Genomic DNA, 15353 nt, shown 5'->3' on the forward strand with positions numbered 1-15353 from the left:
TCTTTGTATTTGGCAAGTACTTGCCTACGTCTATTGCGAGGAACGATTCGAACGGAACATCAGCAAGAACAGATAGGGCGCCCCTAGCAACGCCACCACGACCCCCGCCGGAATATCTTTCGGAATCATGACGATCCTTCCTAGCAAATCAGAAGCAGCCAACAATACAGCTCCAAGCATGGCTGAGACGACGACTGCACGGCGATGATGGGGGCCAACCAGCATACGTGCTGCATGTGGAGCGAGAAGGCCGATAAATCCTACGGCTCCGACACTGGCAACTGCCGCTGAAGCGAGCAACACGGCAATGACTGCCACAGACAACCTCGTCATCCGCACCTTTAACCCCAATCCAGTTGAACTCTCGTCGTTAAATGACAAGAGGTCCACCCGACGTCCTAACCACCACGCAATCGGTGCTAAAACGAGGATCGCAGGCAACAGGCGACCTACTTCCATCCATCCCCGCCCGTATGTACTTCCTGCCAGCCAAGTGAGTGCAGGCGCTGCCAAGATCATCGAATGTACGATTAAGATATTAATAAGGGCGGCACCTGCTGCAGAAACCGCAATTCCTACTAGCGTCAAGATGATTGGATTGAGTCCCCTTCTCCAAGAGACTGCATACACAATCGCAGCGGAGATGATTCCCCCTGCAACAGCCCCAAGGGGCATCCAAGCCGAGAATTGAGGAAGCACGAGGAGCACGATAATCGCCCCTACACCCGCACCACTCGTGACACCGACAATCTGCGGATCAGCCAGTGGATTACGCACTGCACTCTGCATGAGACTTCCGCTGATCGCCAGTGCCACACCTGCCAACATCGCTGTCAACAGTCGCGGCATCCGAAGCTCCAACACCAATTGACTGTACATCTCGTTTCCTTGTCCCATGAAAATGGCGATGATCTCCGTCCAGGGCAGGTACAAGTTTCCGCTAGACAAGCTGAGCATCCATACGACCACGAGTAGCACTGCAAGCATGGACACAATCAGCGGATATGAAACTTTGCGTTGTGCTCCACCGACACTCATCGAGCCGCCAGTCCCAGCAGTCATACTGCGCGAGACACGCAAAGCCAGCCAAATCAACCACGGGCCACCAATAGCAGCCGTGATGGCTCCTGCCGGAAGTTCACCATAATGATTGATGAACATACGTGCAATCGTATCAGAAGCCACAAGCAGCGCTGCCCCCCAGATGGCACATAGTGGCAGCAGCCATCTATGCTGGGTGATGCCTGACAATCGCACCAGATGCGGAGCCACGAGTCCGATGAAACCGATTGGACCGACCACACTGACACTGACGCATGTAACCAAGATCGCAATAAACATGGTGAAAAGCCGTGTTTTTGCCACCTTTTGCCCCAATGACTTCGCTGTTTCTTCATTAAGACTAAGTACATCAAGCTGCCTGGCCATAAAAAAGCTGACCAAAATCCCAGCTACAATCCAAGGCCAACTGAATTCTACACCCGACCAGTCATTTTGCTTCAGGGAGCCCGAGCCCCAGAGGAAAATGCCATTTGTCGTTTCTTCGTTAAACAAGATGATGGCACTCGTCAAGGAGGAGTACACCAAGGTGACGATCATCCCGGATAATGCCACACGCACAGGCGTGCCTTTTCGCCCGCCAGACATGAAGTATACGGTAACGGCTGCGAGTATTCCGCCCGCCATCGCAAATGGAAGCGGGTGGTCATGCAAGAATGATGGCCAAAAAACCATCCCGAACACCACGAAGAAATAGGCACCCGCATTTACGCCCAATGTCGTTTCCGAAGCGAGCGGGTTTCGTGTCACTGTCTGCATCAAAGCTCCGGCAATCGCCAATGCTGCACCAGCCAAAAGCCCCATGACCGTTCTCGGAAGCCTGACACCTTGTATCATATGGTGATCGGAAATGTCCTGCGGAGCAATAATGGCCTGAATAACAGAACGCAGAGAAATGTCTGCCATCCCCTGTGTCAAACTGACAAATGTAAGCACGAACAGAGCGACAAGTCCACTCCCTAACATCAAGAACAATCTCCAGCCCCCTCTTTGTGAGGAAGTGGCTGGAGTGATGTCAGTTCGTGTGAACATTTTATTTTTGGCTAAACTCATTATTTTACCAACAGATCAACAGCTTTATTTGCGAGAATCTTTGCAGACATGGTGCCACCATACGGCCACAGATCTCCGCCCAGCGCATAGACGCGATTTTCTTTCACAAAAGTAAGGCCGTTCCAAACTGGGTTGTTTTTCAATTGATTCTCAATCACGTTGTCATCATTTTGAATGATATGGAGGAAATTCGCATCCTGCAACGCTGGAAGTGCCTCCACATCTGCCAGTGTCATTCCTGTTTGCTCAAATTTCTTAGGCTTATACTTATTTGTCAGACCAATATTTATCAAGATGCTTGCTGCTGTAGAGTTATCCGTAGACAAACGGAATTCTACTGCATTTTGGCTGCTGTAGCCCATCGCGAGGACAAATGGAACTTTATCTGCACCAGCTTTGGTTAGCTTTTCTTTTGCTTCCGCATAAGTCTTGTCGAGGTCTTTCAAAGCAGCTTCAGCTTCTGCATTTTTACCCGTAATATCCGCAATTTGCTTGAAAATCTCGATCATTCGATCATACTGTGATCCCTGACCTTCAGCAGGATTCGTATCAAAAGCAATCGTTGGAGCAATTTTGCTCATTTCGTCGTAATTGGCTTCTACATTTCGTTTAATACCGATAATCAAATCTGGCTTCAACATCATGATCGATTCCAGGTTCGGGGAAGTACGACTTCCTACATCCACTACTTCCGGGGCAATCTCCACCGGGAGTTTGACCCATTTTTTCATATTCGGAATATCTGCAATCCCTACAGGCTGAATACCAAGAGCCAACAAATGCTCTGCTGAGCTCCATTCCAATGCAACGATACGCTTAGGAGTACCTTTGATAGTCGACTCTCCCATCATGTGCTTCACTATGCGTACTTGCTCTTCTGCCGGTTTCGCGGCGTCAGGCTGAGCTGTAGCAGCTTGGTTGGAACCAGATTGTGCAGTTGACCCTGCATTGCCGCAAGCAGCGAGTAACAGCATCGCAGACATAAATACAAGCATCACTGGTAGTTTTATAAGACGCATGAAAAAATTCCCCCTTACTTTTCTAGGTGTTACATCGAATGAGAAAGGATGATGGACATGATTTCCAACCAACCTTTGATTATGATAATGATTATCATTATCTTTGTCAACGGTGAGATGTGTTCAAAGTCTTAAAAAAACCTCCAGACTCAGAAAAATTTTGACTGAACCCGAATAATAATAAAACAGCAGCGACCTAAGACCTGAAAAAAAGTCTTAGACTCGCCGCTGTTTAATTACGCTATTCGATTCATCATGTGCCTCTAGGTTTAAAGGCGGAGGCTCTTCTAGACTTAAGTCCAGTTCTTATTCAAGCCAAAGTCCGTTACCAAATCTTTCTGACCACTGTACGATTAATGTACAAACAAGATCACGTAATTTGAAATGACGATCTGTCTAGCATATGCAGAAGAAAGGAAGATAAACGTTTGAACAACAACATGAAGTTAGCAATGATTCTCCTGGCCGCTGCCAGTATCGGAATAGCTGGATGTACGAAGGAATCCTCCGTCACTAGTACACAAAGTTCGTCCCAGCAAAACGCTTCTATACCGACGAACACAATTGCAAATTCAGAAACATCGGACATTAAGAATGTCTCGAATGCAGGAAAAGGAGATATTTCTCAAATAGATGTAACTAACATTCATTCCCTAAAAATTCAGAGTAACGCTGCTATAGTTAAAGTCATAGGAGACAAACAAATCACTCAAGCAGAATGGGAATTATCCAAGGGCAGTTCACAAGGAATAGATACCAACGTGACTACATCGATCCAAGATGGAACATTACAGATTATGCTTAAACAGGAACAAAAGAAGTTGATAAATACGGATCAATTGCCATCCTTAACGATCCATCTTCCTTATAAAGACTTCAAATCCCTTGAGATAGTTAATGAAGTTGGCGACATATTCATTGAGTCAGAATTGTCGGTCCAACATTTAAATGTAAGCAGCAGTGCTGGCAACATCACCGTAACGGATGTCATTGGCAAGGAAAGCAGTAACATATCTACTAACCTTGGAAACGTCGAATTCGCTCTACCGGATCAATTAGCACCTCTATATGTAAGTTTATCAACAGAAATGGGAAATATCGATAATCAGGTTAATCTTGAAAAAGCAACAAATACCACATCGGTTGTTTCCAAAGAACTCCATGGATATGTGGGTAAGGCTCAATCCGAGAATGCAACGCTCAACATTTCCACACAAGTGGGCGAAATTCTATTCAAAAAATAAGTGTCATCATCGTACCAGGCTTACCATAATCATGATCAGGCCTGGCCTTATGGTCGTGATAAAACGTAAAGGGGCTATCTAGAAAGTCAGTCTATGCCGACTTTCTAGATAGCCTCACTCCAAAGCAACTTTGGTATCTCAACAGGTTCAGTCTACAACACTATTTCCTAATTCTCTTGCTTCTTCGTAGGCATAATCTCTCCCGTTTTCACATCTATTCCAATCGTGATAGATTGTTTGGGATCTTTTCCAGTAAACGTAAGGTTATATCTGCTAAATTTGCCTACAAAGTTGTCTACAATATTGGCACTTGAAATCACATAGGATTTTGCTTCTGGATGTGAGGCATAGAATTTATCTACCCCGGGTTTTACATTTGGGTATGATAGAACTGTAGCAGCATCCAATGATTGTATGGTATAGCTAACCTTCCCCGTTTTCGAATCTATTGCAAAGTGAAAAAAGTTGTTTGAATCTTTTTCAAGTCTAATAACATACTTATCATACTCACCTTTTGAAACCACATCTTGATAAGCAGTGATCTCATAAGATTTTGTTTCTGGAAACTGTGCATAGACGTTATCGATTGCTGCTTTCACAGCCTTGTCGGCAAGAGCTTCGGAAGCTGAGAGCTTTTTGTAAGTTCCTGCATACAAATCTTGGTTTTGAGCTACAGTCTTTTGAGTTGGGGTTTCATTTGCACTTACTACTAAAGCTCCAGATAGGGAAATTGCAGTAGCCAATCCTAAAGCTGCCAAACGTACGGATGTTTTTTTAAGGTTTATTTTCATACCAATTCTCCTTCACGTTTATGATTTCTTTCCTAGGTATAAGTTAGAAAAAACTTCTAAAATATATAGTGGGATAAACTTAAAATTTTTCTTAAAGTTCTTTGGTCATATAGCTTATCCCATGTTTTCGTCCCTTTCCGTAAAAAAAGAAAAAATCCCCCTCTAATGAGGAGGATTGATTCTCTTAAAATTACACTTCTTTTGGCAACACAATTCCACGATAAAGCTGAACTGTAATGTAATAGTAAATCGCATAGATCACAACGAAAATCAGCGTTGGAATCCAGATGTTCAGGTACGGATCCAAAAGGATGAACGAGAACATCTCCATACCGATCAATACGTGCATCAGACCGATGATCGCCGGGAAAATGAATACCATGAACAGCTCTTTATAGATCGAACCTACGAGCAACGATTGACGTACGCCGATTTTTCTCAGCATGCTGTAACGATCTTTGTCACGGGAAGCACCGGACAAGATTTTGAACATCAGGCAGCTCGCCATCATCGCCAGGAAAGCAATTCCGAGGAAGAAGCCCATGAACATCGTTCCGCTTGTGAAAATATACATCCCCGCATACGTACTGTATTTGGAAGAAGTGTATACGTCTTTCGCTTCCACATTTGTGATAGACCCAATCAGTTGCTTTTGGCGTTCATCCATTGCTTTTAATTCCTGTGTGTATTTCAAATAGTCGTCAACCTGGGCAAGAAGGACCTTGTGTTCACTTCCAGCAGTTTGCTCATATTTCGTCTGATCCACAACCAGAACAGATTTACCCTCAATCATCTGGTAGTTGATAAAGTTGGTGAATATCGCTTTGTCCCAATCCTCAGGAATAGCATCGTATTTACCTTTGTCATCTTTTGACGAACTAACGATATACGTCTCTTTCGGAAGCGGATCAGTCACAAGTTTTGGCTTGTTTTCAGCAGAGTAATTTTGAATGCTGTTCGTGGAAAGCAACAACGGTTTTGCCAGCAAGTCTTCCTTCAAGTAGTAATACGCCTTGTCGTCGACTTTGTATCGATACGTATTTTGCTCCAGGACGTTCATTTTTTTCAGTGCCTGATAATCCGCTTCAACCGGATCATGCAGATTCACGTCATACACATGGAACACCGTGGTAAACAAATTGACGTTTTGCTGGAAGGCCAAGCCCCCTGCCATCGCCCCAACACCAAGCCCGATCAGCATAGCTACTGTACCAAGGATTTTGGTCAAGTTGTTCACCCGAAAGCGCAGCTGAGCAAAGGTGAATGCGTTCAACTTGCTGTCATTCAGCTTTTTATTTTTCTTCAAAGCCTGTACAAGAACTGGCAACAGCGAGATGAAAATCAAGTACGTCCCGATGGTGCATGAAATCGCCCCTACAATAAAGCCGAGTGCTTGCAGGTACATAAGCAAGTGCAAGCATGTATAGCCCAGAGCCAACAGGATCACGCCAAGGATAGCAACCAAAATGGCTCCGATTCCTTTTGACTTGATTTGGTCATTTTGTTGCTCAGCACGGATGAGAGCGAGCTCAGTTGCACGAGCCAAACGAGCCGCATTGATCGTAGATGTGATGATAAACAGAATGAGGAAGAATCCCCATGTCACCCAAACCGCTGGCAGATAAAAAGGATAGTACCCATCTGTCGAAATCTCCAGCAGATTCATGAGCAAGACGCCGATGCCGCTTGCGAGCGCAATACCAACCAAACTACCGATCACTAAGGAAATAATCCCCATCGTCAATGTTTCCAGGAACAAAATCTGGCTGATTTTCCCCTTCTTCGCTCCTAAGACCATGTACATTCCGAGCTCTTTGCGCCTTAGCGAGAGTAGGAATGAGTTGGCATAGAAAATATAGAAAATCGTGATAAACGCCAGCAGGAATGCCCCTACATTGAAAACGATCTGAATCGAAGAAATCATCGCGTTGTTTTTCGTGTAATCAGAATTGAGGGCAAGCGTCTGGAACATGTAAAAAATCGAAATGGAGATGACCAGACCCACGAGCAGAACCAGGTAGTCCTTCATCATCTTCCGCATACTGGACAAGGATAGCTTGAAAAGCATGAAACGTTACCTCCTAGCGTACATCATGTGATGCACCTAGCTCGGCCAGTACATCCAGAATTTGTTTGAAAAATTGCTGACGATCTCCCGTACGTTGAATCTCGGTGTACAGCTTGCCGTCCTGAATGAACAAGATCCGTTTGCAATAACTCGCAGAAAAGGCGTCATGCGTAACCATCATGATTGATACTTGGTGGTTCTCGTTCAAATCCGTCATCGTTTCCAGCAAGCTTTTCGCATTCTTTGAGTCGAGGGCGCCTGTCGGTTCGTCCGCCAGCAAAATCGCAGGATCATGCACAAGTGCGCGTGCTGCCGCGGCGCGTTGTTTTTGTCCCCCGGAAATTTGAACCGGATATTTTTGCAAAATCTCTTCGATCCCGAGTGTTTGTGCTACTTTACTTACTTTGTTGCTGATCTCTTTGGAAGGGACACCTTGCAGAGACAGCGGCAATGCAATGTTTTCATATACGGACAAATTCTCTAGCAGGTTGAAATCTTGAAAAATGAAGCCGAGCTTTTGCGAACGAAAATCTGCGAGCTGATTACGCTTCATCTGTGTAATGTTCGTTCCCGCAATCTCAATGAAGCCTTCTGTTGGACGATCCAGTGTGGAAATCACGTTGAGCAAAGTCGTCTTACCCGAACCGGATGGCCCCATGATTCCCACGAACTCACCTTTGTCTATGGTCATCGATACGCCTTTTAAGGCATGCGACTGGCTTTCACCTTTTGTCCCATATATTTTTTGAACGTCTTTCACTTCTAGTACAGCAGTACTCATTCTTACGTTCCTCCATTCTATCTATTGGCTAGCGCTCGTTGTTTCGGTCGCTATTAACTGTAACCAAATTCCAGAATAGGAGCTATTGATGTTCCTTACAGTTTTCTTTACATTTTGTAAGGTTTATTACGTGAGACGAAAAAAAGTCATCCGGCGAGGGATGACTTTTCTTGTGATCTATTTTTTGCTCTTGTTCTCTTCGTGTCTTTTGATCAGCATATCTACGAACATATCAATCTGTGCTGTGATCGCGATTGGATCATACCGATAGAATGTATCGTAGTCGTTGTAGAAAATCTGATTGTTTTTCGCGGCAGGGGTAGCATTCCATACAGCGGACTCCTGTAAGGTTTTCAAGGCTTCGCTATTTTTTTCCGGATTGTAGAAAGTCACGAACATGTAATCCGCAGCGTATTCTGGCAAGGTTTCCATGGACAGCTGTAAGGTTTGCTCTTTGGATTTGTCTGCATGCGGCATTTTCAGCTTCAATGCATTGTACACGGTTTGACCACCGCGCCCAGCGTGATCGCCGAAGATCCACAAATCTCCTTTGTTCGTCAGCTCGTAGAGACCAACCGTTGCATTCTCATCCACGATGCCTTTCAGCTTTTCGCGCCCCTCGGCAGCCTTTTTGTCAAACTCCACAATGAACTTGTCTGCCTTTTCTTTGTCGCCAACCACTTCTCCGAACAATTTGACCGTATCGTAAATGTTGGTCGCCGTACCGTACGGGAGATAAACGGTTGGAGCGATTTTGGACAAGGCTTCATAATTGTCATCATACATGACGACGATGAGGTCAGGAGCCAGCGCTAACGTTTTCTCCACATTGATCCGCGGGCTACCCACGTCCTGCGCATTTTTTAATGGTTCAACGGTAAACGGGCTTTTAAAAGCTTCCGTCTCTGCGCCGATTACATTTCCGCCTACTGCAATCAACTCGCCTGCGTAGTAATCCGTCACAATACGTTGTGGCTTGTCAGGAATTTGAATGGTCCCTTTGGGTGTTTCGATGCTGCGCATTTTGTTCTCAGTAGGGGCTGCTGTTGACTTGTCAGCTGGCTTGGAAGCAGAATCCGTTGCGGGTGCTTGCGTTGCCGTATTTGCTCCACCGCATGCCGTCAAAAAAAGCGAGAACACCAAAATGACAGCAAGGAGAGCCTTTACTGTTTGGTTCGTAAGCATAATGAGCCTCCCTTATGTACGTTTGTAAGATAGATGTAAGTAATGTCATGAACGATATTGATTATCATTATCGATAAAACTATAACAAAGAGTATTTTTACTGTCAATCGCCCGAGCTTTGCGAAAAAAGGCAAAAAAAATCCCTTTCTGAGAAAGGGATTAGTTGCCGGAGCGTCTTTGTTTGATCATGTCGTCCATCTTTACAAAGGTGTAGCCTTTGCTTTTCAGGCTTTCCAGTACAATCGGGAGTGCTTCAATCGTGTGGATGTCATCGAGCATATGCAGCAAAATGACACTGCCATTTTTCGTCTTGCTCATGACGCCATTTACGATATCTTGGGCGCTGTTTTTATTGTCCCAATCTAATGTGGTGACATCGTACAACGCAATGACCTTGTATCCCGTAGCTGCAATCACTTTGGCTGTGTGATCGTCTACTACGCCAGTCGGCGGACGGAACAGCATGACAGGCTGCTGTTGGATCGCTTCGGTAATGACCTGGTGTGCTTTGACCACGTCCTTCTGCAATTCTTCCGCTGTCAGCGTCGTTATGACCGGATGGCTATACGAATGGTTGGCCACATCATGACCACTCTCCACCATCGCTCTCGCCAAATTTGGATTGTTCTCCACCCCTTTTGCCCGCAAGAAGAACGTCGCTTTCACATCATGCTCTGCCAAAATGTCTAATAGTTTCGTTACGGTTTTGTCGCTTCCCCAGTCGTCAAAGGTGAGCGCGATCTGTTTTTTATTTGTGTCGACCTGAGAGATGATCTCGTACTCGGCATTTTCGAATTGCGGATTCAGTTTTACTGCGTCAAAGCCTGGTATTTGTTCCAACGGCTTGCGTTCACCGCCGTTTTTCACCATCTCACTGAGCGGGACAAACTGGTAGCCGATATCCGCTGCTGCCTTGGCGATCAACGGAATGGCTGGGATCACCTCAGGATTGATGTCTGTATTGAGTGAGATAATGCTGCCTCTGGACATGTAGCGAGTTATGTAATCTCCAATGGTTTTGGCGTCTTTTTGCAAATCACGGTCCTTCGGGTTGATGTTATAGCTGACGACCGCTTCCATCCCGAGATGGGCGGCTGCCAAACGGACGTCATCCGTCACATCACCAGATTTGGTTCTCACATAGCGAGGGGAAATACCCGTCTCGCGTTTGATGACTTCATTACTCAACTGAATCTCCCGATAAATTTGCTCGTAGCTGAGCTTGCTCATATCCAGTTGATTCAATGTGTTGTTCTGGATTTCATGACCGCGGGACAAAATGTCCTTGGCAATGCTTGGCTCCTCGGCGACACGCATACCCGGCAGAAAAAAAGTGGCTTTGATCTTATGGGCATCTAGCTGCTCCAAAAGACTTTTCATCATCTTATCGTCGCCCATGCCGTTAAACGTCAGGGCCAGTTCCTTGCGCCCCGTGTATACATAAGGCAGCACCTTGCTTTTTTCACCCGTGTAACGAGTGATAGTCTGTTTCTTCTCTGTCTTCTGGCGCTCAGTGGATTCATCTTTGCTCGCAAACATCGAGCATCCAGAGACGAACACGACTGTCATGAGCAGTGCAATTCCTTTGCACAGTTTTGCAGATATAATCATGTATGACTCCTTATCCCCTCATTGCTCCCAATTGATCATAGCTAAAATTATACTCTGTTTGGCATATTTGGTAGAGTAAATGTTTTTACCATTTCATAACAAAAAGAGACGGATCTGCTCCGCCTCTTTTTCTTCCCTATCTACTTACTCCTGAATACTCACCTTGCCGCCATCTGCAAGCAGCGTCTGTCCTTTTACCACGACTTTATCTCCATTCGCTAGGCCGGATACTACTTCAATCAACTCGCTTGTCGAGTTGCCCGTTGACACTTCCACTTGCTTAGCTGTTTCCCCTTCCAGCTTGAACACGTATTGTCTGCCTTCACGCTCAAATACGGCCTTGCGAGGAATAACCAGTGACTTCGCTCCTTCTGAACCTTGCGGGAAGGTAACATTCACGACCATATCGGACTTCAATTCATGTGAAGCATTCGGGATCGTGATTTCTACTGGATAGGCTTTGAGCTGCGAATCCATGACCGGACTAATCGCCGTTACATTTGCATCAATCGTTTTGCCTGTAGACTGCACGTTTACTTTGACGACTGTTCCTACTTTTACTTTCGTCACATCTGCTTCAGACAAATTCGCTTTGACCACAAGTGGATTCGTTTTGACGACGGTCACAATAGGTTGCTGGCCTGCCATCTGCCCTACTGCTCCGGTCACGCTTGCGACAAATCCATCGATGGGGGAGACAACCTTTGCATTCGCCAGTTGCTCACGAGCATTTTGCAGTCTGACCTCGGACTCCGTTACACTCGCTGCCGATACTTGCACACCCGTTTTTTGTTTCGCGCCTTGCAGCTTCTGCTTTGCATTGTCATAGGAAATCTGGGCTTTTGTGAGCGTTGTATTTACCTCTTCCATTTTCTCAGTAGCAATCGCTCCCTCTGCGAGCAGCTTCTGATTACGTTGTTGATTCAGTTGTGCATCAGCAAGCGCTCGTTCTGCTTCCGTCAAATCATTTTGTGCTTCAACCAAGCTTTGGTTAGAGGTACTGCCTGCTTGGGTTAAGTTCGCTTTTGCCACACGGAGAGCTGCTTCTTGCTCTCTTACACTGTTAGACAACTCATTCGTATCGAGTGTAAACAATAATTGTCCTTTTGTTACGGCCTGACCCAGCTTTACTGGGAGTGATGCAATTTTCCCGCTAGTTTTTGGTGACATTTGGACTTCCTCACTTGGTGCCAATTTTGCAGTCAGTCCAGCCTCCGATGTGACCACGCCGTGTGCCACCGTTGCAACCTGTACAGGGGTAACCGTTTCTGCTGGAGGGGCAGCAGTCGTCGCTGCGTCCTCCTGGCTTGCGCAGCCTGTGATCAAGGTAAGGGAAAGTAGCGCCACAATCGCGATTCTTTTATTTATGATCATGAATGGTTCCTCCTCTTTTCTCATGCATTTGTCGATTCTAACGTAGTACGGATTTTCTTTTCCTGCTTTTGCTTTCGTTTGTTGCGTCTCTTTTGTCCCATCTCATCAAACCACACGGTAACCACAGGTACGAGTATGAGTGTGATCATGGTGGAGAAAATCAAGCCATACATGACGGTAGTAGCCATGGGCGCTTGCAGTTCTAAACCAGACCCAGCAGCAACGGAGAGCGGAGCAATAGCCATAATCGTCGTGAGGGTTGTCATCAAAATCGGACGCAGACGAGCAGGTCCTGCATGTAAAATCGCTTCATGTAGCTCCCAACCTTTTGCACGCAACTGATTGATCAAATCGATTAACACAATCGCATTGTTCACGACCAGACCGATCAGCAAAATGTACCCGATCAAAACAGATACAGTAATAGGTGTTCCTGTAAACAGAAGCCCCAATATGACCCCAGTAAGGCTCGGAGGAACCGAGAACATGATGATAAATGGACTGAAAAGTGATTCAAACTGAGCAGCCATGACCATGTACACAAGCACGACGGACAAGATGATCGCGAGACCCAGATTCACAAAAGAATTTCCCATATCCTCGCTCTGTCCGCCCATTTCGATGGTGTAACCATCCGGAACATTCAGCTTATTGATGATATTCGTAACCTCCGTCGCGGCTGCTTGCAGGTTATCCCCGATAAAATCGCTTGTGACCGTCACTTCACGCGTCATGTTTTTGCGCTCAATCGATGGTGGTACATCGACTTTGCTAATGGTCGCCACGGAAGTGAGGCTGATTTGAGCGCCTGTTGGCGTGGAAATACGCAGGTTCTTCAAGTAATTGATATCTTCCTTATAATCTTCTGGCAGCTTGAGATTGATATCAATTTCATCTTCGCCCGTACGATACTGGGTAACCGTTTGACCTTGGAAAGAAGTTCGCACAGCAGAAAGGATTTCATTTGTTGTCAACCCGTACAAGCTCGCCTTCTCTGTATCGACCTTCACATCGAACTCCTGACTCATTTCCTTAACACTGGTAGATACGTTCATCGTTCCCGGTACCTTGGCTATTTCCCCTTTTACAATCTCGCTCAGTTCCGTTAAGACGTCCAGATCATCTCCGCGAATTTCAATCGAGATGGCTGCTCCGCCCCCCATACCACCGGAAAGGGATTTCACCTTGATATCTGCTCCTGCAATATGCTTGACTTGCTCTTGCAGGCCCACAGCAATTGCCTCTGTCGATCGCTGTCTCGTAGTAATCTCTCCTACGTGCAGTTCGATCGTTGCGTTATGAGAAGTGGATGCACCGCTCTCTGAAATACCGTCGCCACCCCCGACCGAGGACTTGACCAATTTCTTTTCTGGCACTTGATTGACCACTTCTTCTACTTGCTTCATTACTTTTTCTGTTTCCGTCAAGACAGTACCCTTCGGCAGCTTGATCTCTACTTGGATTACTCCTTGGTCCATATCCGGGAAAAACCCTGCTCCGAGAGTGGGAACTAGCATCAAAGAGCCAATCAACATGGCAAAAGCAGATCCAATCACGGTTTTTCGATGACCCAATGCCCATTTGAGTACCCTTTGATAGCCCTTTTCTACCTTATGGAATCCGATGTTAAACCAGGTTAGTGGATTGAAGCCTCGATAGTTTTCATGATTTGTATGCTCCGGGACAGTTTTTAACAGGCGAGCACTCATCATTGGCACCAGCAAGAAGGTGAAAACGAGTGCTGCGATGTGTGAGAAAACGACCGTCAATGCCAACGGTGCGAAAAGCTCAGCAACAATCCCCTCTGTCAGTGCAATCGGTAAGAATACGCAAATTTGTGCCAATGCGGATGCCATCACCGCGGTTCCTACCTCTTTGGAACCAACCAATGCCGCTTCCATCATGCCTTTGCCTTGTTCCCGCTGACGGAAAATGTTTTCCAGCATAACAACCGCGAAGTCCACTAATGATCCCAATCCGAGCGTGAGACCTGCCAGGGAAATCAGGTTGATTGTTTGGCCTGTCATATACATCAACAGGAAGGTTGATATGATCGATACAGGCAGGACAATGACCGCAATAAGCATAGACGACAGACTGCCCAAGAAGAAGAACAGCATGAGTACGCCAATGGCACCACCTGCAAGAGCATGTACTACCGTGTTGTCAACGGAACTCTGGATATAGGTAGAGGTATCGAGAACGATACTTGTTTCTACATTTGCTGGAAGCGTGCTATTAATCTTCTCCAGCTCAGCCTTTACGTCTTTTGCGATTTTGATCGTATTGCCGCCTGTGCCTTTCATCACGGAAATTCCCAGGCTTGGCTTTCCATCAATGTAGCTCAGATTGGTCACTTCTTTGATGGTGTCTGTTACGTTGGCAATATCACTCAATCGGATGAAGCTCCCACCAACAGAGATCGGCGTGAGTGCAATGGTGTCCACATTGGTGAATTCTCCTTGCACGCGAATACTGGTCTTTGCGTCACCTTCCCGTATCGCACCCGCTGATCCTGATACATTGCTGTTTTCTAGTGCTGCCTTTATTTGATCCAATGTCAATCCATAGGCGGCTAGTTTGGCTGGGTCTACGATGATATCGACAATTCGCTCTTGCCCACCCGTGACCGTGACAGAAGCAACACCGTTAATTCGTTCCAAACGGGCCTTGATTACATCGTCCGCGATTTTTTTCAGTTTGTTGACATCTTGATCGCCAGTTACAGCCAGATCAAGTATCGGCTGACTTGTCGGATCAAATTTCAACACTCTTGGTGAACCAGCTGACTCAGGCAAGCTCCCTCGGACCAAATCTACTTTATCTCGCATATTCAACGTCGCTTGATCCATGTCTGTTCCCCACTTGAAATGGAGGATGACCGAGGAGGAGCCGTTCACAGAGGTTGATGTGACCTTGTCTAAATTCGGAACCGTGCCTAGTGCATTTTCGATCGGCTTGGTAACCAGCTTTTCTACCTCAGCTGGAGCCGCCCCCTCCACAGAGGTAACAACTACGGCGACAGGAGCATTCAGCGATGGCATCAATTCAATAGCCAAGCGAGGAAAGGTAACCAAACCAAAAATGAAGATGGCTATGGATATCATAATCATCGTGACTGGACGTTTAATGGACAGCTCTGATATATTCAAAATTTTCTCACCTCTT

Annotated in this window: 10 protein-coding genes; 1 reads left to right on the top strand and 9 read right to left on the bottom strand. The window is 46.1% G+C overall.

Annotated features, from left to right (window positions below):
* Positions 1-30: 30 nt before the first annotated feature.
* Together fhuB and HP401_RS17020 are read right to left on the bottom strand one after the other, a co-directional pair.
* The gene (fhuB, locus tag HP401_RS17015) at positions 31-2091 is read right to left on the bottom strand and encodes a Fe(3+)-hydroxamate ABC transporter permease FhuB (RefSeq protein WP_173605897.1); all 2061 of its coding nucleotides are present in this window, start codon (positions 2089-2091) and stop codon (positions 31-33) included.
* A 20-nt stretch (positions 2092-2111) separates the two neighbouring features.
* Entirely contained in the window at positions 2112-3131 is a 1020-nt protein-coding gene (locus HP401_RS17020; RefSeq protein WP_173605828.1) for an ABC transporter substrate-binding protein, read from the bottom strand.
* 428 nt (positions 3132-3559) lie between these two features.
* On the opposite strand from HP401_RS17020, the gene HP401_RS17025 reads away from it, so the two are divergent.
* Complete coding sequence (locus HP401_RS17025; protein WP_173605829.1) at positions 3560-4375, top strand: DUF4097 family beta strand repeat-containing protein; 816 nt, start codon at positions 3560-3562, stop codon at positions 4373-4375.
* A gap of 167 nt (positions 4376-4542) precedes the next feature.
* On the opposite strand, the gene HP401_RS17030 is transcribed toward HP401_RS17025, so the two are convergent.
* The 7 genes from HP401_RS17030 to HP401_RS17060 form a co-directional block, all read right to left on the bottom strand.
* Positions 4543-5166 carry a hypothetical protein gene (locus HP401_RS17030; RefSeq protein ID WP_173605830.1) on the bottom strand — a complete coding sequence of 208 codons (624 nt, stop codon included), beginning with the start codon at positions 5164-5166 and terminating at the stop codon, positions 4543-4545.
* Positions 5167-5356: 190 nt separating this feature from the next.
* Positions 5357-7234 carry an FtsX-like permease family protein gene (locus HP401_RS17035; RefSeq protein ID WP_173605831.1) on the bottom strand — a complete coding sequence of 626 codons (1878 nt, stop codon included), beginning with the start codon at positions 7232-7234 and terminating at the stop codon, positions 5357-5359.
* Between the two features lie 13 nt (positions 7235-7247).
* Positions 7248-8015 carry an ABC transporter ATP-binding protein gene (locus HP401_RS17040; protein WP_173605832.1) on the bottom strand — a complete coding sequence of 256 codons (768 nt, stop codon included), beginning with the start codon at positions 8013-8015 and terminating at the stop codon, positions 7248-7250.
* Between the two features lie 177 nt (positions 8016-8192).
* Entirely contained in the window at positions 8193-9200 is a 1008-nt protein-coding gene (locus HP401_RS17045) for an ABC transporter substrate-binding protein (protein WP_173605833.1), read from the bottom strand.
* 159 nt (positions 9201-9359) lie between these two features.
* Positions 9360-10811: a polysaccharide deacetylase family protein gene (locus HP401_RS17050; protein WP_173605834.1), complete on the bottom strand. Its 1452-nt coding sequence runs from the start codon at positions 10809-10811 to the stop codon at positions 9360-9362.
* Positions 10812-10955: 144 nt separating this feature from the next.
* Entirely contained in the window at positions 10956-12185 is a 1230-nt protein-coding gene (locus tag HP401_RS17055; RefSeq protein ID WP_173605835.1) for an efflux RND transporter periplasmic adaptor subunit, read from the bottom strand.
* Between the two features lie 20 nt (positions 12186-12205).
* A complete protein-coding gene (locus tag HP401_RS17060; protein WP_173605836.1) occupies positions 12206-15337 on the bottom strand; it encodes an efflux RND transporter permease subunit in 3132 nt (1043 codons plus the stop codon).
* Positions 15338-15353 lie beyond the last annotated feature (16 nt).

Source organism: Brevibacillus sp. HB2.2 (genome assembly GCF_013284275.1).
GTDB classification, from domain to species: Bacteria; Bacillota; Bacilli; order Brevibacillales; family Brevibacillaceae; genus Brevibacillus; species Brevibacillus brevis_D.

Bases quoted from the DNA above. Each gene is read 5' to 3' on its own strand.
- HP401_RS17030 (WP_173605830.1), bottom strand. From the start codon at position 5,166: ATGAAAATAAACCTTAAAAAAACATCCGTACGTTTGGCAGCTTTAGGA.
- fhuB (WP_173605897.1), bottom strand. From the start codon at position 2,091: ATGTTCACACGAACTGACATCACTCCAGCCACTTCCTCACAAAGAGGG.
- HP401_RS17055 (WP_173605835.1), bottom strand. From the start codon at position 12,185: ATGATCATAAATAAAAGAATCGCGATTGTGGCGCTACTTTCCCTTACC.
- HP401_RS17020 (WP_173605828.1), bottom strand. From the start codon at position 3,131: ATGCGTCTTATAAAACTACCAGTGATGCTTGTATTTATGTCTGCGATG.
- HP401_RS17050 (WP_173605834.1), bottom strand. From the start codon at position 10,811: ATGATTATATCTGCAAAACTGTGCAAAGGAATTGCACTGCTCATGACA.
- HP401_RS17045 (WP_173605833.1), bottom strand. From the start codon at position 9,200: ATGCTTACGAACCAAACAGTAAAGGCTCTCCTTGCTGTCATTTTGGTG.
- HP401_RS17040 (WP_173605832.1), bottom strand. From the start codon at position 8,015: ATGAGTACTGCTGTACTAGAAGTGAAAGACGTTCAAAAAATATATGGG.
- HP401_RS17035 (WP_173605831.1), bottom strand. From the start codon at position 7,234: ATGCTTTTCAAGCTATCCTTGTCCAGTATGCGGAAGATGATGAAGGAC.